This window comes from [Mycobacterium] manitobense (genome assembly GCF_025821665.1).
GTDB classification, from domain to species: Bacteria; Actinomycetota; Actinomycetes; order Mycobacteriales; family Mycobacteriaceae; genus Mycobacterium; species Mycobacterium arseniciresistens.
The window spans coordinates 1-18,869 of sequence record NZ_JACKSJ010000051.1; the positions used below are offsets into that span (position 1 = coordinate 1).

The window sequence follows — 18,869 nt, forward strand, 5'->3', positions numbered from 1 at the left end:
CTGGTCGTAGCCGCCTGCGGGCGGCGGGCCGGGCGGCGGGCCGTAGCCGCCGGGGCCTGCCGGGCCGCGCTGCTCATAGGACGGCGGCGGGTAGCCACCCTGGTCCGGGTAGCCGCCACCGCCCTCGGGGTAGCCGCCGCCGTCGGGGTACCCACCCTGCTCGGGGTAGCCGCCGCGGGGCGGGTAGTTGGGCTCGCCACCCTGCTGCGCCGGGTAGCCGCCCTGCTCAGGCGGGTAGGCCGCGCGCGGATCGTCGCCCTGGCGTCCGTACCGCTCGTCGTAGTACTCGTCGCCGGGCCGCCCCTGTCCCTGGCCGCCGCCGCGGTACGTCGGATTGTCGGTCATCGGTGGTACTCCTGATCCTGCGTCGGACGCATGCTCTCGGTCTGCTGGGGCGGGTTCGCCGGTGGTCGAGTCGGGGTTGACCGCGCACCGCGCGCGGAATTGGCCGGTGTGCAGATTCGGGGACTGCTCGAACCTGACGACCACATCACCATACGTTTGCCACCCCTGATCATGGATGTATCCCTCCAGATGTCTGGCGAATGTGGTCGAGGTCAGGTCCGGGTCGGCGCTCACCTTCTGGTGGTCGGAAACACTGAGGGTAATTACGTACTCGTTCGGGGCCAAAATGCGACCGCGGCCGACCTCGCGGGTGCCGGCCTCGGCTTCCCTGCGCAGGAGTGCCTCAACCTCCTGCGGGACGATTGATCCGCCGAAGACACGGGCGAACGCGTCGCCGACGGTGGACTCGAGCTTGCGTTCGATGCGGTCGACCAGTCCCATGTCACCGCCCGCCTCACTCGTGTCGTCGCTCGGCCCCGCGCGCCTCGGCCTCCCACCGCGTGTCGCCCGGGCACTTTCCTGCAGTGCATGGTATCGGCCCAGTACTGAACTGCGGGACCAACAGAACTCTGAGAATCGTGTCGGTGCAGGTCAGGCGCGCGATCTTGGGAGCTGCAGGGGTTGCTGGGGGCCCTGTTGGGCCCGATCTGTACGGTTTGGGGGCCGAGGCGGTCGGGTGATAGGCTCCCTCGGTCTTCAGGGCGAGTGGCGGAATGGCAGACGCGCTGGCTTCAGGTGCCAGTGTCCTTCGGGACGTGGGGGTTCAAGTCCCCCTTCGCCCACAATGAGGAGTTCTACGAACTCCAGGCGCTTAGGTCACGGACCAGAAATGGTTCGTGACCTTCGTGTTTGTGCGGGTCTTTGGTTCTGACGGCTGCCGGGATGGTGGCGGGGGATTTACTCGCGCGGGTCCCGAACCGGGTTCCCGGCGGCGGCCTGATCGATGGCTGCGGCGAGGCCGCCGAAAGAGACTCGCTGCGTCACACTCTTGATCCGCGTCAGCCCGCTGCTTCGGTAACCAATGGACTCAACGCGGGACCGCGGCAGGACGTAGAAGTCCCACTGTGAAACGTCCAGCGGATCGAAGGCATCGTGTGACTGCGCCGTTTGGACACAGAAGACGTAGACGTGGGCGTTGAAAGTTCGCTGATCTGAAGGGCCCAGTACTGTGTCCCACTTCGCGGCGTTGAGGCCGCTGAACGTAATGGTCGACAGTTCGCGTTGTGACCACGCCTGGAGGTAGGCAGAGGATTTGACTTCAACGTGGATTCCTGAGGGCGTGAGGACGTCGAATGCATGCCATTCGGGCATGGGTTCTGTCGCGCCGACAGCCTTCGCGACGAGCCACTCCGCGAGCACGCCTCTCAAGACGTTGGAGCGAAGATCTCTGGCCGCATATGACCAGAAGTCCTTCACGGTGTGGTCGAGTCCTGTGAAGCGCTCGTCACCAGTCAGAACCGGTGCGGGCCCTGGTTGAAACTTCATGTCGCCAGTCACGGTCCTGAGTCTGCCTGCCAGCACCGACCACCGACACCATGTTGGAGTTCTACCCTGTAGCGATCCAACGTCCTGTCGGTGACAGGGCTCATGATGATGGCGATCGACGTAGGGGACTGTTGGCGAACGAGCGCATCACACTCGCTGAGCTTGGGCAGTACCAGTCTTGAGCGGCCGAACTGCTGCGCGGGAGCATCGACCAGGCGGACTTCAAGGCCTGCATCTTCCCGCTGATGTACTCCAAGCGGATCAGCGACGTGTATGCAACATATGCTCACCGCAGATCCCAAGATCGGTCGCGTGGCGGTCGTCCTGCCGCAGGGCGCGCTGTTCCGTCAGGGCGCAGAAGCCCGCATCCGCACCCATGTTCTCAGGGCCGACACCACCGAGGCTGTTATCGGGCTTGCCCCAAATCTGTTCTACGGCACGGTCTTGCAGCGCATTTGATCCTTCGCAACCACAAGCCAGCGGAGCGGCCATCAACAGTGTCCGGGGCGCGCACTGATTCACCGGATCGTGCGACCTCTGCCGATCGATATGGATTGAACAACAACGTAACCGGCGAGACCGTGCAGGTGTCGACAGCGGCCTGCAGCCGGTAAGAAGGTGCCGCCGGCTCACCGCGGGTCCGGTTGGCCCTGCGCAACGTCGACGCTGGGACGCTCCCCAATCCGGAGGAAGTCGTCCATCACGGCTTCTGCCGCACAGCCCGCCATGGCGCGAGGAGTTGCAGCGGCTCTCTGGGACAAGCGTCGCGTCACCTCGGTGCTGTCCAAACCCGTCTTTCCGCCACGGCGGTGGCGCGGCGATGTTCGGCGCCAGCGACTCGCCGCGCGAGATTCAAGCCCGAAACGGTGCCCTCGCCGATCACTTCCTGCCACCGGTGAACCAATTACTGCCAGCGGAATTAAACCCCTGACCTGCGGGTTCAAGCAGTCAGAAGACAACGAGAAACACCAAGAAAGAAGCAAGGCCATGAACAAGTTCGGATTCGCCACCATCGCCGCCAGCGCCTTCGCCGCCGCCTTCATCAAGAAAGAAGCAAGGCCATGAACAAGTTCGGATTCGCCACCATCGCCGCCAGCGCCTTCGCCGCCGCCTTCATCGGCCTCGCCGGCCCCGCCGCCGCCGCACCCACCGGCCCCGGCAACGCCGAACAAGCCATCGAAGAACTGCGCTCGCAGGGCTACCGCGTACAGGTCAACCGCCTCAACGACGTCCCGCTCGACGAAGCCCGCGTCGTCTCGGTCAGCCCCAACGCCAGCATCCGCCCCGACGCGATCCGCTCCAACGACAAGAACAACTCCACCTTCAGCCCGACGGTCACCGTCAGCGTCAAGTAGCACCACGCACCACCGACGACGGCCCCCGGAGAAATCCGGGGGCCGTCGTCGTGTCGGGGACGCGGTGCGGCCGCTCGCCACCGCCTGCGCCTCCCGGCGCGACGTGGTCCGCGTGAACGCGTTCGCGTAGCGAGCGGTGGCGGATTGCCTCGCGTCCACTGCGGTCACCGCGTCCTGGTCGATTCGCCCTCGCAGTGGGGATCCCGCAACTGACAATGGTCACGAACCTCCGGGCTCGTGACCATTGTCGTGTAGCGCCTAGACGACGTCGGTGATGGTGCCCGAGACGTCGGCGCGCACCTGCTTGCTGCTGCGTTCGCCCTCGACATTGATGAACATGGTCACGCTCGGGTCGAACGGGATGTTCCGCTTGATGATGACGCTCTGCACCTCGCCGCCCGGGATCGCGCTCATCGTCACCGCGCCGTCGACGGCCGCGGCGATGGCGCCCGTCTCGACCTCGTTCACGGAGAACAGGTTCTCGCCGAGCGCTTCGACATCGTCGCCGTAGTCGACGGGGCGCGACGGCCCGACCACGCCTGCGGTGTAGCTCCACTGGTTGAGCTCGGTCGGGGCGTTCGGGTCGATGGCCTGGACGGTGAGGACGCCGGAGATGATCGTCACCTCCACCACCTGCATCGGATCGGCGCCGACCTTCTCCGAGACCGCCGCGTAGGCCGCGTCGATGCCTTCGGCGGTGAACAGGTCGCCGCCCGCTGCGGCCTGGGTGATCTTCTCGGTGCCCGAGGTGACGACCTGCTCGGCCGCCTGGGCAGCGACGTCCCTGATCTCGGTGGCCTTCGAGCAGCCGCTCAGTGCGGAGATCGCAAGAACGGCTGTGGTGACGGCGATTCCGATGCGGGTCGCTTTCATGTCTTCCTCTCATGGTTTCCCGTCCCGACGGGTCCGGCCGGGATGCATGACACAGCCTCTCGGCGCGAGCTCACTACCGATCACGACTTCGGGGCTTCTGCGGCACGTCGGCGGCGCACAGCCTTAACATTCGGTAGGCATCGAACATGGGACTGACGTGACCGACACCCCGAGCGAACCCCCGCATCATCCGGCGCCGCTCACGGGAATACGTGGCGCGAGAATCCGCGACTCAACGATCGCCTTCCTCGGCTACACCGCGCTGATGCTGGTCCTCGAGCGGCGGCTGCGCGGGACCGGCGGGCCGGGAATCATCCCGTTCGAGTTGGCGCGCACCGCTGCCCGCGCCGAAAGCATCATGACTCGGTGGGGTCCCCGAGGCCGGCGCGCGGCGCGGACGTCCCTGTGGCTGGACTTCGGCTACATGCTCGCCTACGGCGTCCTCGTCGGCCTGCACGTCGACCGTGCGCGGCGGATGCTGGGCCACTCGCCGACACCGCTGCTGATGGTGGCGGGCGCCGTGGCGGGTGACGCCGTCGAAGGCGTGTCGCTCCTGAAGGTGTTGAGCGGCAGCCGGATTGCAGTCAACGCGCGCCGCGCCCACCTGGCGGCCTCGACCAAGTTCGCACTGCTGATTGCTGCGGGCGGCTATGTGGTCGCCGCGCGTGTGGGGGAGCGCCCCGGCGACGGCTCGGTCCCGGGCAGCACGGCCGGTTCTGCGCCGCCCTTGTCGGTCAGGGACGCAGCGCTCGCCGAGGTGTCCTCGCACCGGCGACTGCTGCGCACAGGCCGCGACGGCCGGCTACTCAGCGCTGCGATGTTGCCGCTGCTGGAACGTCGGCCACCGGCCGGCTACGGGGTGCTCACCACTACCGGCCGCCGAACCGGGATACCCCGGAGCAAATGCGTGCGGGTGATCCGGCGGGGTGACCGCGCATACCTGGTCGCGCTGCGGCCGCCGCACCTCGCTGTCAGCAGACCGGATGCGGTGCAGGCCTGGGTGCTCAACATGCGCGCCGATCCCAGGGTTCGACTGCGGATCGGCGACGGCGCGTTCGACGGCGCGGCCTTCGAGATCACCGGCGCGCCGGACCTCGCCCGCGCCCGCGCGGCGATCTGCGACACCGTTTACCCGTTTGACTACGGGGAGTGCCTGTTGCACCTTCGCGGAGTGCCCACGCGCAGCAAGATCCGGCGCCTGCACCGGTACTGGTTCGATACTGGGATCCCGGTGGTCATCCGGCTGAACTGACCAAGCCGGCGGCAGGCTGCGCAGCGGGGTAATCTAGACGCGGTAATATTACTGCTCTACAGTTACCGCCCATGCCGGTTCTCGCACCTCCGCTCTCCACCGCCGTCGACCCCGCGTCGCCGGCATTCGCGAAGAACCGCGAGGACGCGCTCGAGCTGCTGTCCGAGCTGGACCGCCTGCTCGACGAGACCGCGCTCGGCGGCGGCGAGAAGGCCATGGACCGGCTCCGGAAGCAGGGCAAGCTGTCCATCCGCGAGCGGATCGCCGCGGTGCTCGACCCCGACAGCCCGTTCCTGGAGATCAGTCCGCTGGCCGCATACGGCTCGGATTACGCGCTGGGCGGCGGGCTGGTGGTCGGCATCGGCGTCATCGCGGGCGTGGAGTGCGTCGTCATGGGCAACGACCCGTCCGTGCTGGGCGGCGCGCTCACCCCCTACGCCGTGAAGAAGTGGCTGCGCGCCCTGGAGATCGCCCGCGACAACCGGCTGCCCTACGTCAGCTTCGTCGAGTCCGCGGGTGCGGATCTGCGCGTCGAGACCGGAAACGGCGCCCGCCGCGCACAACTCGACCACTTCGCCGAGACCGGGCGGTACTTCTACGACCTGATCGAGCTGTCCCGGCTGCGGATCCCGACGATCTGCGTCGTCTTCGGCTCGTCCACCGCCGGCGGCGCCTACCAACCCGGACTGTCCGACTACACGGTGGTGGTCCGGCAACAATCGAAGATGTTCCTGGCCGGCCCGCCGCTGGTGAAGATGGCGCTCGGCGAGGACAGCGACGACGAGACGCTCGGCGGCGCCGCTCTGCACGCCGACGTGTCGGGATCGGCCGACTACTTCGCCGAGGACGAACTCGACGCCCTGCGCATCTGTCGCGGCATCGTCTCGCACCTGAACTGGCGCAAGGCGCAACGGCGGGTCGGTGACGGCGACGAACCGGCGCACGACCCGCAGGATCTGCTCGGTCTGGTCAGCCGCGGCCTCCGCGAAGCCCTCGACATCCGGGAGGTGATCGCCCGCGTCGTCGACGGCTCCCGGTTCGAGGACTTCAAGCCGCGCTACGGACCGTCGGTGGTGTGCGGCTGGGCCACCGTGCACGGGCACACCGTCGGCCTGCTGGGCAACAACGGCGTCATCCATCCCGAGGCCGCGGAGAAGGCGGCCCACTTCATCCAGCTCTGCAACCAGATCGACGTTCCGCTGGTCTTCCTGCAGAACGTCACCGGATTCATGGTGGGCCGCGACGCGGAGGCCGGCGGCATCATCAAACGCGGATCGCAGCTCATCAACGCGGTCAGCAACTCCACCGTGCCCCACCTCACGGTGATCATCGGATCCTCCTACGGCGCAGGCACCTACGGGATGTCCGGCCGCGCGTTCGGCAACCGATTCACCTTCCTGTGGCCGACGGCCAAGGTGGCCGTGATGGGGCCGAAACAGATCGCCGGTGTGATGTCGCTGGTGCGCCGGCGCCGAGCGCAGCGCAGCGGAGAGCCCCTCGACGAGGCTGAGGAGCAGCGGCACACCCGCGCCGTCGAGGAGGCCCAGGAACAGGGTTCGCTGGCGCTGGTGGCCAGCGGCGCCGTCAGCGACGACAGCGTGATCGATCCGCGTGACACCAGGACCGTGCTCGGCTTCTGCCTGTCGGTGGCGGGTAACCGGCCGATCACCGGCGCCGACGGGTACGGGGTGTTCCGGCTGTGACGATCACGAGGCTCCTGGTCGCCAACCGGGGCGAGATCGCCCGCCGCGTCTTCCGCACGGCGCGCGCCATGGGAATCGGCACCGTCGCCGTCTTCGCGACCGACGACGCGGGTGAACTGTTCGTGCAGGACGCCGACGACAGCGTGCGGATCGACGGCTACCTCCGCGTCGACGACATCGTCGCGGCCGCACAGCAGACCGGCGCCGACGCCGTCCACCCCGGATACGGGTTCCTCTCGGAGAACGCCGCTTTCGCGCAGGCGGTCATCGACGCCGGCCTGGTCTGGGTGGGTCCCGCACCCGAGGTGATCGCGGCGATGGGGGACAAGCTGCGCGCCAAGGAGGCGGCGGTGGCCGCCGACGTGCCGACCCTGCCGTCGTCGCAGACCCCGGCCGACGCCGGGTCGGTGGGGTATCCGCTGCTGGTGAAGGCCGCGGGCGGCGGCGGGGGCAAGGGCATGCGCATCGTCACCGACCCCGCCGACCTCGCCGACGCCGTCACGTCGGCCAGGCGCGAGGCCGGCGCGAGCTTCGGCGACGACCGTGTCTTCCTCGAGCGGTACGTCCCACGCTCGCGGCACATCGAGATACAGATCCTCGGCGACAACGACGGCCGTGTCGTGCATCTCGGCGAGCGGGAGTGCTCGATCCAGCGCCGGCACCAGAAGCTGGTCGAGGAGTCGCCGTCGCCGTTCGTCGGCCCCGCGCTGCGCGAGCAGATGGGCGCGGCAGCCGTCCGGCTCGCCGAGTCGATCGGGTACACCTCCGCGGGCACCGTCGAGTTCCTGGTCGACGACACCACCGCCGAGTTCTGGTTCCTCGAGGTCAACACCCGGCTGCAGGTGGAGCACGCGGTCACCGAGGCCGTGACCGGAATGGACCTGGTGGCAGCACAACTGGCGATCGCCGCCGGTGACGCGGCGCCGCTCGAGTCGCCGCGCCAGTCCGGGCACTCGATCGAGGTGCGGCTGTGTGCCGAGAACCCGGCCGCCGGATTCCTGCCCACCGGCGGCACCGTGTCGGCGTTCGAACCGCTCGACGGCGACATCCGATGGGAGACCGGGGTGGCGACGGGTTCCGTCGTCGGCCTTGGCTACGACCCGATGGTCGCCAAGGTGATCGCCCATGCTGCGACCCGCGGCGAGTGCATCGCCAAGCTCGCATCGGCGCTGGAGGGACTGCACTTCGGTGGGCTCACCACCAATCGCGAACTGCTGGTGGCCGTCTTGCGGCACCCTGCCTTCGCCGACGGTCGCACCACCACCGACTTCATCGACCGGGAGAACCCGTGCCGAACCCTGCAGCCGACGGCGGCAGAACGCGACGCCGCGGCGGTCGCCGCCGCGCTCTGGCTGCAGGGCCGCCACCGCGCCGGTGCCGACGTGCTCGGATTCCTGCCGAGCGGGTGGCGGAACGGCCGGCTGCCCGACCAACGCGTGGTGCTCTCCCACGGTGACGACGTGGTCGAGGTGGGCTACCGCTCGCGGCCACACACCGGCGACTTCCTGCTCGCCGACGGCAGATCTGCGGTCGTCCACCAATGGTGTTCGGAGAGCATCGATCTCGAGGTCGGTCGGCTCCGCCGCCGGTACCGGATCACCGGCGACGGCGGTGACCTGCTGGTGCAGACGTCGCGCGGGACGATGACCTTCGGAGTCGTTCCGCGTTTCGTCCCGCCGGGTGCCGAGCTGGCCGCCGGGGGATTCGTGGCGCCGATGCCGGGCAACGTCGTCGCCGTGCACTGCCGGCCGGGCGACGCCGTGTTCAAGGGCCAGCCGCTGGTGGTCCTCGAGGCGATGAAGATGGAGCACCAGGTCACCGCGCCGTTCGACGGTGCGGTCGCGCAGGTCGGCGTCGACGTCGGTGACCACGTCGCCGCGGGCACCGTGCTGCTGGTGTTCGAGGAGGCGACCGCGTGAGCGCGCGGCCGATCAGGATCGCCAACTGCTCGGGGTTTTTCGGTGACCGGCTGACCGCGGCGCGGGAGATGGTCGAGGGCGGGCCCATCGACGTGCTGACCGGTGACTGGCTGGCCGAGCTGACGATGCTGATCCTGGCGCGGCGCCGCGCCGGCCGCCCGGGGGTGGGCTACGCCGACACCGTCGTCGACCAGTTGGAAGCCGTGCTGGCGACGTGCCTCGAGCGGAACATCAAGATCGTGGTCAATGCGGGCGGGCTCGATCCGCAGGGCTGCGCGCACGCGATCAAACGGCTGGCCACCACTGTCGGGGTGTGCCCGAGCATCGCGTTCATCACCGGCGACGACCTGTTGCCCCGGCTCGCGGAGCTCGCCGCGGGGGAGAGGCTGCACCCCGTCGGCCGGGGGTACTCCAGCCCGGGGAACGTGATCTCGGCGAACGCCTACCTCGGCGGTTGGGGGATCGCCGAGGCGCTGCAGCGCGGCGCCGACATCGTCGTGACCGGACGGGTGACCGACGCCGCGCTGGTCACGGGCCCTGCGGCGTGGCACCACGGATGGCGCCGCGACGACTGGGACGCACTGGCCGGCGCGGTGGTGGCCGGACACCTGATCGAGTGCGGCACCCAGGTCACCGGCGGCAACTACGCCTTCTTCGAGGAGGTCCCCGGCCTGGAGCGCATCGGCTTCCCGTGGGCCGACGTCCACGCCGACGGCAGCTGCGTGATCGGCAAGCACGACGGCACCGGGGGAGCGGTGTCGGTGGGAACCGTCACCTCCCAACTGCTCTACGAGATCGCCGGACCGGCCTACCTGGGCCCGGACGTCACCACCCGGTTCGACACCGTGACACTGCGCCAGTGCGCGCCCGATCGCGTCGAAGTCAGCGGCGCGACCGGCGAGCCGCCGCCACCCACCTACAAGGTGTCGCTGACCGAATGGGGCGGCTACCGCCAGGATGTGGCGGTTGCGGTGACCGGGCTCGACGTCGACGCGAAGGTGGCTGTGCTCGAACGCGCCTTCTGGACCGCGTGCAGGCATGCGCCGTCCGACTACACCGGCGTCACCACCCGCGTGGACCGCACGGGCAGCAGGGACCCGCAGACCAACGCCGAAGCGGTGTCCACCTGGCGGCTGACCCTCAAGGACGCCGACGGCGCGAAGCTCGGACCGGCGGTGTCCGACGCTGTGCTCGAGATGGCGCTCGCGACCATCCCGGGCATGTTCATGCCGGGCGAGACCGTCACGCGGCCGGCCCGATTCGGGGTGTTCCGGCCCGCGCTGGTGGACGCGACCGAGGTGCGGCAGCGCGTACAGCTGCTCGGCGGCGAGTCGTTCCTCGCCGAGGAGGTCGACCCCGCGCTGCGGCGGCCGCCGCCGGCCCGCGGCGACGATCCGCCCGAACCCCCGCCCCATCCGGGACCGCTGACACGCGCGCCGCCGGGGCGGGTGGCAGGCGCACGATCGGGAGACAAGGGGGCCGACGCCAACGTCGGGGTGTTCGTCCGCAGTGACGCCGCCTGGCGCTGGCTCGACGCGTTCCTCACCGTCGAGCGACTCCGCGCGCTGCTGCCCGAAGTGGCCGGCCTCCCGGTGGTGCGGCACCGGCTGCCCCGCCTGCGGGCGTTGAACTTCGTGATCTCCGGACTGCTGGAGGACGGGGTCGGCGCGTGCGCGCGGCTCGACCCCCAGGCCAAGGGTCTGGGCGAGTGGCTCCGGGCGAGGGAAGTGGACATCCCGCGCGCGTTGCTCGACGGTGAGCGGGTGAGGTGTCGATGACGCGCCGTGACCTGCTCGACGACCTGCGCCGGCATCTGGACGACGTGCCGAGCCCGCAGCCGATGGTCGACCGCGACGACGGCCGCGACCTGACCGCGCGGCAGTCCGATCTGCTGGACCGGCTCGGCGACCTCGTCGACGACGGGTTCGCGCACCTGACCATGACCGAGATCGCCTCCTCACTGCAGTGCTCGCTGCGCACGCTGTATTCGATCGCGCCGACGCGTGACCGGTTGGTGCTGACGGCGGTCGACCGCAAGCTGGGCAGGATCGGCCGGGCCGCTCGCGGCGCCATCCGGCCGGATATGGCTCCGCTGGAGGCGATCCGGGCCTATCTGCGGGCGGCCACCGTCGCCGTGAGCCGGACGACGCCCGCCTTCGCGCGCGACCTGGCGGCGGTCGCTGAGGCGGCGAATCTGCAGCGCGAACACAACGAGCACCTGTACCGGGTGACGCACGCGCTGCTCGAGGTGGCCGCCGAACGGGGGGACGTGCGGGGGATACCCACACCCGCCGTCGCACGGGTGATGGCCGGCCTCGGTGGGCTGCTGTTCGGACCGGAGGTGTCCCCGTCGCTGGGGTCGTCGCCGAAGCAGGCGGCCGACGCGGTCCTGGACATCGTGCTCGACGGCGTGAGGAGCAAACAGGATGGCTGAGCTCGGCGATCTCATCGACGACCTGGGTGACGAACACGCCTCTCTGGCAACGGTGCTCGACGCGGTGTCCCCGTCGGAGCTCGATCGGCCCACCACGAGTCCCGGCTGGACCGCGGCCGACCAGGTCGCCCACCTGGCCTACTTCGACGACGCCGCGCGGTTGGCCATCGTGGCGCCCGACGAGTTCGTGGCGTTGCGCAACGCTCTGCTCCCGCAGCTGGACCGGGCCGACGAGTTGACGCTGCGCCGCGATCTCCCGGCGGCGGACCTGGTCGGCCTGTGGCGCGAGAAGTCGTCGGCGCTCCTGACGGCCGCACGCGGGATGCCGGACGAGAAGGCGCGGCTGGAGTGGTTCGGGCCGCCGATGAGCGCGAAGTCCTTCATCACTGCGCGCCTGATGGAGACCTGGACGCACGGCCAGGATGTGGTCGACGCACTCGGTGTGACCCGCGCGCCCACCGTGCGACTCCGACACATCGTCCGGCTCGGGATCGCCACCCGCGGATGGAGTTTCGTCAATCGCGGGATGCCGCCTCCCGCCGGTGATGTCGAGCTGAACCTGACCGGACCATCGGGCGAGCCGTGGTGCTCGGGAAGCGACGAGGTGGGCCGGATCGACGGGCCGGCAGTCGACTTCTGCCTCGTCGTCACCCAGCGCAGGCACGTCGACGACACCGACCTGGTGGTCAGCGACGGCCCGGCGCGGGAGTGGATGCTGCACGCGCAGGCGTTCGCGGGGCCCGCGACCACCGGCCCGCCGCCTCGGCGTGGACCGCAGCGCTGATCCGGTGACGTCCATATACTCCTGGTGACTTGTTCACTTCACCGGAGGCGACGATGGCGACGACGCGCAAACCAGCGGTGAGCCTTCCCACCGCCGCCCGGTCGGTCAAGGCGGCGGACGGCATCATCGAATCGCTGCGCAGTGACATCGTCACCCAGCGGCTGCCCCAGGGCGCCCGGCTGCCCAACGAGCGTGCGCTCGCCGAGCACTTCGGCGTCAGTCAGCCCACGATCCGCGAGGCGATCCGTGCGCTGGCCGCCATGGGCCTGGTCGAGGTGCGGCACGGCAGCGGCGCCTACGTCCGCGGTGACAGCAATTTCCTCGTCGGCACGGCACTGCAGATCCTGATGCAGATGCAGGACGTCGGACTGCTCGAGGCGCTCGACGTCCGGACCGCGCTGGGCCTGATGTCGGCGCACGCCGCGGCGGACACGGCCACCGACGCCGACCTCGAGCAACTCGAGGCCACCTACGAGGTGCTGGAAGACGTTGCGGCGCTGCGTGACCACGACGCACTCATCGGCGCCGTCACCGGTTTCCAGATCGCGCTGTCGCGGGCCGCGCACAACGCGCTCGCCACCGCCATCGAGACCGTGCTGGTGTCGCTGATCATGCACATGCAGTTCAAGGTGCTGCGCGCCAGGGGTATCCGCTACTGGCAGCAGCGCACCACCGAGTTCCAGCCCGACCGGCGCAAGATCCTCGAAGCCGTCCGGGCCGGCGACGCCGACGCCTCGCGCGCAGCGATGTCGGACTACCTCGACCACCAGCGCCGGTACTTCACCGACGATCCCGAGCTGGCGCGGCTGCGGCTGTCGGACCCGCGGGCGATACGCATCGCCGCCGACCTCCGCATGGACGGGGACTGACTCAGAGCGCCACCAGCTCGCGCACCGCTGCCTCGATCGACGCCACTCCCGGATACAGCGGCTTCTCCATCGCCGGGCTGAACGGCGCGTGCACGTCGGGAGCCGTGAGCCGGCGGACCGGTGCGCGCAGCTCCCCTGCGCACCGTTCGGCGACCACTGCGGCGATCTCGGCGGCGGCGCCGCAGGTGCGTTGGGCAGGGTCCACGACGAGCAGGCGCCCGGTCCTGGCGGCCGACCCGACGATGGTGTCCGTGTCGAGCGGCGCCAACGTCCTCGGGTCGATGAGCTCCACCGAGATACCCGCAGCCTCCAGCTCGTTCGCGGCCTTCGTCGCGTGCTGCACGGCGCCGGCGATCGCCACCACGGTGACGTCGTCGCCGGGGCGAACCACGTTGGCCACGCCGAACTCGATCGAGTAGGGCCCGTCGGGGACCTCCTCCTTGCGCGACCACAGTGTCGCGTCCTCGAAGACCAGCACCGGGTCGTTGCACGCGACGGCGGTGCGCATCAGCCCCTTGGCCTCCGCCGGTCCCGACGGCACGACGATGTTCAGTCCGGGCACCCCCATGAACATCGCGTACGGCCGGTCGGAATGGTGGGCGGCCGAGGACGCGCCGTACCACATGCTCGCCCGGAAGACGACGGGGATGCTGGCCTGGCCGCCGAACATGTAGCGGCTCTTGGCCGCCTGGTTCACCAGCTGGTCCATCGCCAGGTACATGAAGGTGGCGTAGCTGTAGTCGAGGATCGGCCGAAGGCCCGTCATCGCCGCGCCGATCGCCACACCGGTGAAGCCGGCCTCCGAGATCGGCAGGTTGATGACCCGGTCGAGGCCGAACTGCTCGACGAATCCCGGTGCGGTGCCGTAGAGGTTGGCGCGCACGTCCTCGCCCATCAGCACCACCCGGTCGTCCTCGCTGAGCGCTTCGCGCTGGGCCGCCGCGATCGCCGCCAGGAAGTTCATCCGCGCCATCAGAGTGCTCCCACCGGCGCGGCGACCACCCGGTCGGTGTACAGGTCGTCGAACGCCGCGGCCGCCTCGGGCAGCGGACTGTCGAGCGCGAACTGCACGCAGTCCTCGATCTCGGCGCGCACGGCGTCGTCGACGGCGGCGATGTCCGCCGCTGAGGCGCCGAGTTCTGCGAGCCGCCCGGCGCCGATCAGGATGGGGTCGCGGGCCCGCCAGGAGGCGAGTTCGTCGGCGTCGCGAGTCGCGCCGGCGTATGCGTCGCGGAACCGCAGCCCCTCGGAATGGTCGCGGTAGCGGTAGGTGAGCACCTCGATCAGGGTGGGGCCGTCGCCGGCCCGAGCGCGTTCAGCGGCCGCACTGACGGCGGCGTGCACCGCCTCGACGTCCTGGCCGTCCTCCACGCACACCCCGGGTAGTCCGAATCCCGTTGCTCGATCTGCGATTCGGGTGTGGCGGGTGACCTCGGTCAGTGGTGTCAGCGAGGCGTACCGGTTGTTCTCGCACAGGAAGATCACCGGCAGGTCCCACACCGCGGCCATGTTCATGCTCTCGTAGAGCACGCCCTGGTTGGCGCCGCCGTCGCCGAAGAACGCCAGTGCGATGCGGCCGTTGCCGGTCACCTTGGCCGACAGTGCGGCGCCGGTGGCCACCGGCACGCCACCGGCGATGATCGCGCTCTCACCCAGGGACCCGACGCTGAAGTCCGCCAGGTGCATGGAGCCGCCCTTGCCCCGGCACACCCCGGTCGACCGGCCGAGGAGTTCGGCCATCAGCCCGCGCAGCGAGGCGTTCTTGCCGATCGGGTGGCCGTGGGAACGGTGGTTGCCGGTGATGTAGTCGCGGTCGCCGAGCGCCATGCAGGCCCCCACGATCTGCGCTTCCTGACCGATGCTGAGGTGGATCGATCCGGGCAGTTCGCCGCGGGCGGCCATTTGCTGCACCGCCTCCTCGAACATCCGGATGCGCTGCATCCGCCGGTACATCTCGGTCAACACGGTGATGTCGGACAACGTCAGTCCTCTCGGTCGGGGGGAACATGGGTGTCGGCGTGCGAATCGGTGTAGCCCGGCTCCCGCCCGTGGGCGAGCAGGAAGTCGGGCCGGCCGTCGTAGACCGCGATGAACGTCGATCCCTCGGGCCCCGAGCGCATCGGCCCCCAGAACGCGCCCGCCTCCTCGTGGTGGAAGAAGCCGGGCAGCCGCAGCTCGCCCTCGTCGTCGCCCACCAGCCAGGAGCCGGTCAACAGGAAGTGGCACACCGCGTGGGAGTGCGCATGTCGCGGAACCCGCACATACGGCGGATGTTTGATCAGGTAGAACCACGGGCCCTCGGGATGATCGGGACGGCCAAGGTACTTACCGAGATTGCCGATGGCCGAGGGCACCGCGGCGTCGAAGCCGTAGAGCTCGGACACCGGAACCCAGTCCAGCTGCTGCTCGTAGACGTCGAACGTCCCGGGTGGGGTCATCACGGCTCATTCCGCGCCGGTGTCGATGATCGCCAGCACCGCGCGCACCTCCTTGACCTCGCCCACTTCGGCCAGGATCTCGACCAGCTTTCCGCCGGCCGGCGATTCGAGGACCTCGTTGACCTTGGCCGTCTCGATCTCGACCAGGCCCTCACCTTCGGCGACGTCGTCGCCGACCTCCTTGAGCCACTCGAGCACCTCGCCCTCGGTCATGCCCATGCCCCACTGCGGCAGCCGCACCTCTACCCGCACATCCACTCCTTCGCTTCGACGACGACGCTGCGCTGCGTCCCGAGTCCGGTGATGCCCAGCTCGACGACGTCCCCGGCCTGCAGATAGCCGTAGTCGGGGCACCCGAGCGCCACACCGGACGGCGTCCCCGTGTTGAGCAGATCGCCGGGCTCGAGCACCATGAACTGGCTCAGGTAGCGCACCAGCGTCAACACCCCGAACACCATGTGCCGGGTCGAAGACCGTTGCCGCTCCTCATTGTTGACCGTCAGCCACAACTCCAGGTCACTCCAGTCGCCGACTTCGTCCCGGGTGACGAGCACCGGACCGCAGGGGTTGAAGTGCTCGCAGGACTTGCCCTTCACCCACTGGCCGTCGCGCTCGAGCTGGAAGGCTCGCTCGCTGACGTCGTTGACCAGGACGAAGCCCGCGATCACCGCTGCGGCCGCGTCGTCGTCGGGCAGATAGCGGGCGCGGGCGCCGATCACCACACCGAGCTCCACCTCGTAGTCGAGCTTGTCGCCGCCGAGCGGCTTGACGATCGGGTCGTTCGGGCCGCACATGCTGTTGGGCGCCTTGGTGAAGATCACCGGCTCGTCAGCCACCGCGGCGCCGGACTCCGCGGCGTGTTCGGCGTAGTTCAGCCCGACGCAGAGGATCTGGTGCGGCCGTGCGATCGGCGAGCCGATCCGGGTGTCGCCGATCGGGCGGCTCATCCCGGCGGCGGCCCGCTGGTGCACCAGGTCGGCGAGCTCCGCCCACCGGTCCGCGGCGAAGAACGCGCCGTCGAAGTCGCCGAACCGGTCGGAGACGTCGATGTAGTCGGAGTCGGTGACCAGGACTCCCGGGCGCTCGGCGCCCGCCGGGCCGAGTCGTAGGAGTCTCATCGCGGTGCGGAGGTGTCCGCCGGGCCGTTGGCGCCGAACACGATTCGCCGCGCGCTCTCGGTGCTCGCGACCGGGCGCCCCATGGTCTCCGCCATCCGCACCACGACCTCGACGAGTTCGGCGTTGCTCTTGGACAGGTCGCCGTTGGGCAGGTACGGATTGTCCTCCCAGCCGACCCGGACATGGCCGCCCATCCCGATCGCCATCGCCGCGAGCGGCCACTGGGTGGCGGGATCCATGATGGAGACGTTCCAGTTCACCCCCGCGGGCAGGTGATCCACCAGGTACACCAGTGATTTCGGTGTCGGCGGGGTCCACGCACCGCCCGGCCAGCCCAGGAACAGGGTGGCCCAGACCGGGTCGGCGAGCAGGCCCATGTCCCGGATGAACTCGAGGTTCCAGAAGGCGCCGGAGTAGAAGCACTCGATCTCCAGCTTCACCCCGTGCTCCGCGGCCGCCCGGCTGGCCTCCTCGAGTTCGTCGCGCGGGTGCAGCGAGTACATCTCGTTGGCCGGGAACGCGGGGTCCGGCCTGAAGTACTCGTCGTGGACGTTGAAGGCGTAGGACATCATGTCCGGGCCCTGCTTCATCAACTCGATCTTCTCGGGCAGCCGGGCGCTGGCGATCCCGTACTGGATGATCGGGTCCGTCCCCACCGAGCGGATCTTGTCCGAAAGACGTTGCCACCCCTCGTGGTCGACGGTGGAGAGCTTCTTGCCGTCGGGTCCCATCTCGGTCTCGAGATAGTGCACCCCGTGGTGGTGACAGATGGTGGCGCCGGCGTTGACGGCGTCGATGTACTGCTGACCGATCGCCTCGGTGTCCTCGATCGCCGGCATGTGCGGATTGCCGGGGTAGGACATGCTCGAGTCGCAGGTCACGGTGATGACGAGATCTTCCACTGCTGCTCCTTAACTCACCTGGTGACTTGGTCAATCTAGCGCACGCCGCGCATGCTTGACAGGGAAACTAGAGATTGTTTCTATTTTCACGACACCCCGACCGCGGAGGCACCATCGTGAGTTCCATCGACATGGCCAGCAGGCACTTCGGACTCTTCACCGATCCGTGGCTCGACTTCAACCTGATCCGCTACCTCGGCTACGCATCCCAGGGCGGCGCCACGGTCGGCGAGGTGCTGGCCATCGTCTCCGACATCACCGACGGCGACGTGGAGAGCTGGCACCGGGCCTGGTCCACATTCGCCGACGGACTCACGCAACGCGCCGATGAGCTGGCCGCACAACCGGAGTCGGTGATCGACGCACGCCGGGCCTACCTGCGTGCGGCGAACTACCACCACGCCAGCGACCAGTTCCTGCACGGGTTCGACGAGCGCCGCCCCGTCGTCTACGCGAAACTGCGCGCCGCGTTCGGACGGGTGTGCGAGCTCGCCGACCCACCGGGACAGCAGCTCGAGTACCACTGCGACGGCGTGCGGATGCCGATGTACTTCCTGCCCGGCTCGGCGACACCGGAGCGGTACCCGACGGTGATCATGATCGGCGGGGCCGACGTGGTGTGCGAGGAGAACTTCTTCTACGGCGCGGGATCGCTGCTGGACCGCGGATACAACGTGGCGCTGGTGGAACTGCCGGGCCAGGTCGGCTCACTCGGGCTCAACGAGGTGTCGAAATACCGCGCCGACGCCGAGGTTCCGTTCGGCGCGATGCTCGACGCGCTGACCGAGGTGCCCGGCGTCGACGCCGACAATCTGTGGTGCGTGTGCTTCTCCGCAGGCGGCTACTTCGGACCCCGCGCCGCCGCGCACGACCACCGGGTGCGGGGCTGGGTGTTCGACGCCTCCCTGCACGACCTGGTCGAGCTGCCCCGGTCGGTGGCCGGCGTCGGCGAGATGCTCGACGGCGGCGCGAGCCGCGACGAGGTCGACGCCCACATCGAGAGCCTGCGCCACCTGCCTGCGATCGACTTCTCGTTCCACTGGTGGGGCCGCCGCGGCGGCGACTACACCGCACCGGTGCAGCGGTACAGCCAGATCCTCGACGACATGGCCGAATTCACCGTGACCCCCGAGATGATCGCCGCCATCACCGGGCCGGTGCTGCTGGTCTGCGGCACCGCAGAACCGCCGTCGTGGCAGCGCCTCACCCGGGAGATGTTCGATCTGCTGACGGTGCCCGACAAGCAGCTCGTCGAGCTGGGACCCGAGACGGGCGCGGATGCGCACACCTCGGTGTCGGCGCTGCCCGTGGCGGAATCGGTGATCCTGCCCTGGCTCCACCGGCACGCCGGGCCGGGCGCCCGGCCGGTGTCAGGGCCGGGCCGGCCCTGAG

19 protein-coding genes and 1 tRNA gene are annotated in these 18,869 nt (G+C 69.4%); 11 read left to right on the forward strand and 9 right to left on the reverse strand.

Annotated features, from left to right (window positions below; all coding sequences use genetic code 11):
• Positions 1 to 786: DUF3662 domain-containing protein (locus H7I41_RS06515; protein WP_264011758.1), on the reverse strand; the 786-nt coding region annotated here is incomplete at its 3' end.
• 258 nt (positions 787 to 1,044) lie between these two features.
• Between H7I41_RS06515 and H7I41_RS06520 the strand changes: the two genes are divergently transcribed.
• Positions 1,045 to 1,127 (forward strand) — tRNA-Leu (locus H7I41_RS06520).
• 115 nt (positions 1,128 to 1,242) lie between these two features.
• Here the strand turns inward: H7I41_RS06520 and H7I41_RS06525 are convergent.
• Positions 1,243 to 1,842, reverse strand: a complete 600-nt coding sequence (locus H7I41_RS06525; RefSeq protein WP_264011759.1) for a hypothetical protein — start codon at positions 1,840 to 1,842, stop codon at positions 1,243 to 1,245.
• Positions 1,843 to 2,112: 270 nt separating this feature from the next.
• Here H7I41_RS06525 and H7I41_RS06530 point away from each other — a divergent pair, with 270 nt between their 5' ends.
• Both H7I41_RS06530 and H7I41_RS06535 read left to right on the forward strand, forming a co-directional pair.
• Positions 2,113 to 2,289 (forward strand): N-6 DNA methylase, encoded by a 177-nt coding sequence (locus H7I41_RS06530; RefSeq protein WP_264011760.1) that lies wholly within the window; start codon positions 2,113 to 2,115, stop codon positions 2,287 to 2,289.
• Positions 2,290 to 2,891: 602 nt separating this feature from the next.
• Positions 2,892 to 3,185, forward strand: coding sequence for a hypothetical protein (locus H7I41_RS06535; protein WP_264011761.1), 294 nt, complete (start codon positions 2,892 to 2,894; stop codon positions 3,183 to 3,185).
• Between the two features lie 258 nt (positions 3,186 to 3,443).
• Here H7I41_RS06535 and H7I41_RS06540 read toward each other — a convergent pair whose 3' ends face one another.
• Positions 3,444 to 4,058 carry a hypothetical protein gene (locus tag H7I41_RS06540; RefSeq protein WP_264011762.1) on the reverse strand — a complete coding sequence of 205 codons (615 nt, stop codon included), beginning with the start codon at positions 4,056 to 4,058 and terminating at the stop codon, positions 3,444 to 3,446.
• 157 nt (positions 4,059 to 4,215) lie between these two features.
• Here H7I41_RS06540 and H7I41_RS30270 point away from each other — a divergent pair, with 157 nt between their 5' ends.
• The 7 genes from H7I41_RS30270 to H7I41_RS06575 all read left to right on the forward strand — a co-directional run bounded on the left by H7I41_RS30270 (position 4,216) and on the right by H7I41_RS06575 (position 13,019).
• Positions 4,216 to 5,310, forward strand: coding sequence for a nitroreductase/quinone reductase family protein (locus H7I41_RS30270; RefSeq protein WP_264011763.1), 1,095 nt, complete (start codon positions 4,216 to 4,218; stop codon positions 5,308 to 5,310).
• A 71-nt stretch (positions 5,311 to 5,381) separates the two neighbouring features.
• The gene (locus H7I41_RS06550; protein WP_264011764.1) at positions 5,382 to 7,013 is read left to right on the forward strand and encodes an acyl-CoA carboxylase subunit beta; all 1,632 of its coding nucleotides are present in this window, start codon (positions 5,382 to 5,384) and stop codon (positions 7,011 to 7,013) included.
• Complete coding sequence (locus H7I41_RS06555) at positions 7,010 to 8,932, forward strand: acetyl/propionyl/methylcrotonyl-CoA carboxylase subunit alpha (RefSeq protein WP_264011765.1); 1,923 nt, start codon at positions 7,010 to 7,012, stop codon at positions 8,930 to 8,932. Before H7I41_RS06550 ends, H7I41_RS06555 begins: the two co-directional genes overlap by 4 nt.
• Positions 8,929 to 10,710, forward strand: coding sequence for an acyclic terpene utilization AtuA family protein (locus H7I41_RS06560; protein WP_264011766.1), 1,782 nt, complete (start codon positions 8,929 to 8,931; stop codon positions 10,708 to 10,710). Before H7I41_RS06555 ends, H7I41_RS06560 begins: the two co-directional genes overlap by 4 nt.
• Positions 10,707 to 11,366: a TetR/AcrR family transcriptional regulator gene (locus H7I41_RS06565; protein ID WP_264011767.1), complete on the forward strand. Its 660-nt coding sequence runs from the start codon at positions 10,707 to 10,709 to the stop codon at positions 11,364 to 11,366. The genes H7I41_RS06560 and H7I41_RS06565 overlap by 4 nt, the downstream gene beginning before the upstream one ends.
• Positions 11,359 to 12,150, forward strand: a complete 792-nt coding sequence (locus H7I41_RS06570; protein ID WP_264011768.1) for a TIGR03084 family metal-binding protein — start codon at positions 11,359 to 11,361, stop codon at positions 12,148 to 12,150. Before H7I41_RS06565 ends, H7I41_RS06570 begins: the two co-directional genes overlap by 8 nt.
• Before the next feature lie 29 nt (positions 12,151 to 12,179).
• A complete protein-coding gene (locus tag H7I41_RS06575; RefSeq protein ID WP_264011769.1) occupies positions 12,180 to 13,019 on the forward strand; it encodes a FadR/GntR family transcriptional regulator in 840 nt (279 codons plus the stop codon).
• Position 13,020: 1 nt separating this feature from the next.
• On the opposite strand, the gene H7I41_RS06580 is transcribed toward H7I41_RS06575, so the two are convergent.
• The 6 genes from H7I41_RS06580 to H7I41_RS06605 are packed head-to-tail and all read right to left on the reverse strand — an operon-like array spanning position 13,021 to position 17,477.
• Positions 13,021 to 13,992: an alpha-ketoacid dehydrogenase subunit beta gene (locus H7I41_RS06580; RefSeq protein WP_264011770.1), complete on the reverse strand. Its 972-nt coding sequence runs from the start codon at positions 13,990 to 13,992 to the stop codon at positions 13,021 to 13,023.
• Complete coding sequence (locus H7I41_RS06585) at positions 13,992 to 14,999, reverse strand: thiamine pyrophosphate-dependent dehydrogenase E1 component subunit alpha (protein ID WP_264011771.1); 1,008 nt, start codon at positions 14,997 to 14,999, stop codon at positions 13,992 to 13,994. The genes H7I41_RS06580 and H7I41_RS06585 overlap by 1 nt, the downstream gene beginning before the upstream one ends.
• A gap of 2 nt (positions 15,000 to 15,001) precedes the next feature.
• Positions 15,002 to 15,457: a hypothetical protein gene (locus tag H7I41_RS06590; protein WP_264011772.1), complete on the reverse strand. Its 456-nt coding sequence runs from the start codon at positions 15,455 to 15,457 to the stop codon at positions 15,002 to 15,004.
• Between the two features lie 6 nt (positions 15,458 to 15,463).
• The gene (locus tag H7I41_RS06595; RefSeq protein ID WP_264011773.1) at positions 15,464 to 15,709 is read right to left on the reverse strand and encodes a biotin/lipoyl-containing protein; all 246 of its coding nucleotides are present in this window, start codon (positions 15,707 to 15,709) and stop codon (positions 15,464 to 15,466) included.
• Positions 15,700 to 16,575 carry a fumarylacetoacetate hydrolase family protein gene (locus H7I41_RS06600; protein ID WP_264011774.1) on the reverse strand — a complete coding sequence of 292 codons (876 nt, stop codon included), beginning with the start codon at positions 16,573 to 16,575 and terminating at the stop codon, positions 15,700 to 15,702. Before H7I41_RS06600 ends, H7I41_RS06595 begins: the two co-directional genes overlap by 10 nt.
• Entirely contained in the window at positions 16,572 to 17,477 is a 906-nt protein-coding gene (locus tag H7I41_RS06605) for a beta-keto acid cleavage family enzyme (RefSeq protein ID WP_264011775.1), read from the reverse strand. The genes H7I41_RS06600 and H7I41_RS06605 overlap by 4 nt, the downstream gene beginning before the upstream one ends.
• Before the next feature lie 116 nt (positions 17,478 to 17,593).
• On the opposite strand from H7I41_RS06605, the gene H7I41_RS06610 reads away from it, so the two are divergent.
• Positions 17,594 to 18,868 carry an alpha/beta hydrolase family protein gene (locus tag H7I41_RS06610; protein WP_264011776.1) on the forward strand — a complete coding sequence of 425 codons (1,275 nt, stop codon included), beginning with the start codon at positions 17,594 to 17,596 and terminating at the stop codon, positions 18,866 to 18,868.
• Position 18,869: the final 1 nt, after the last annotated feature.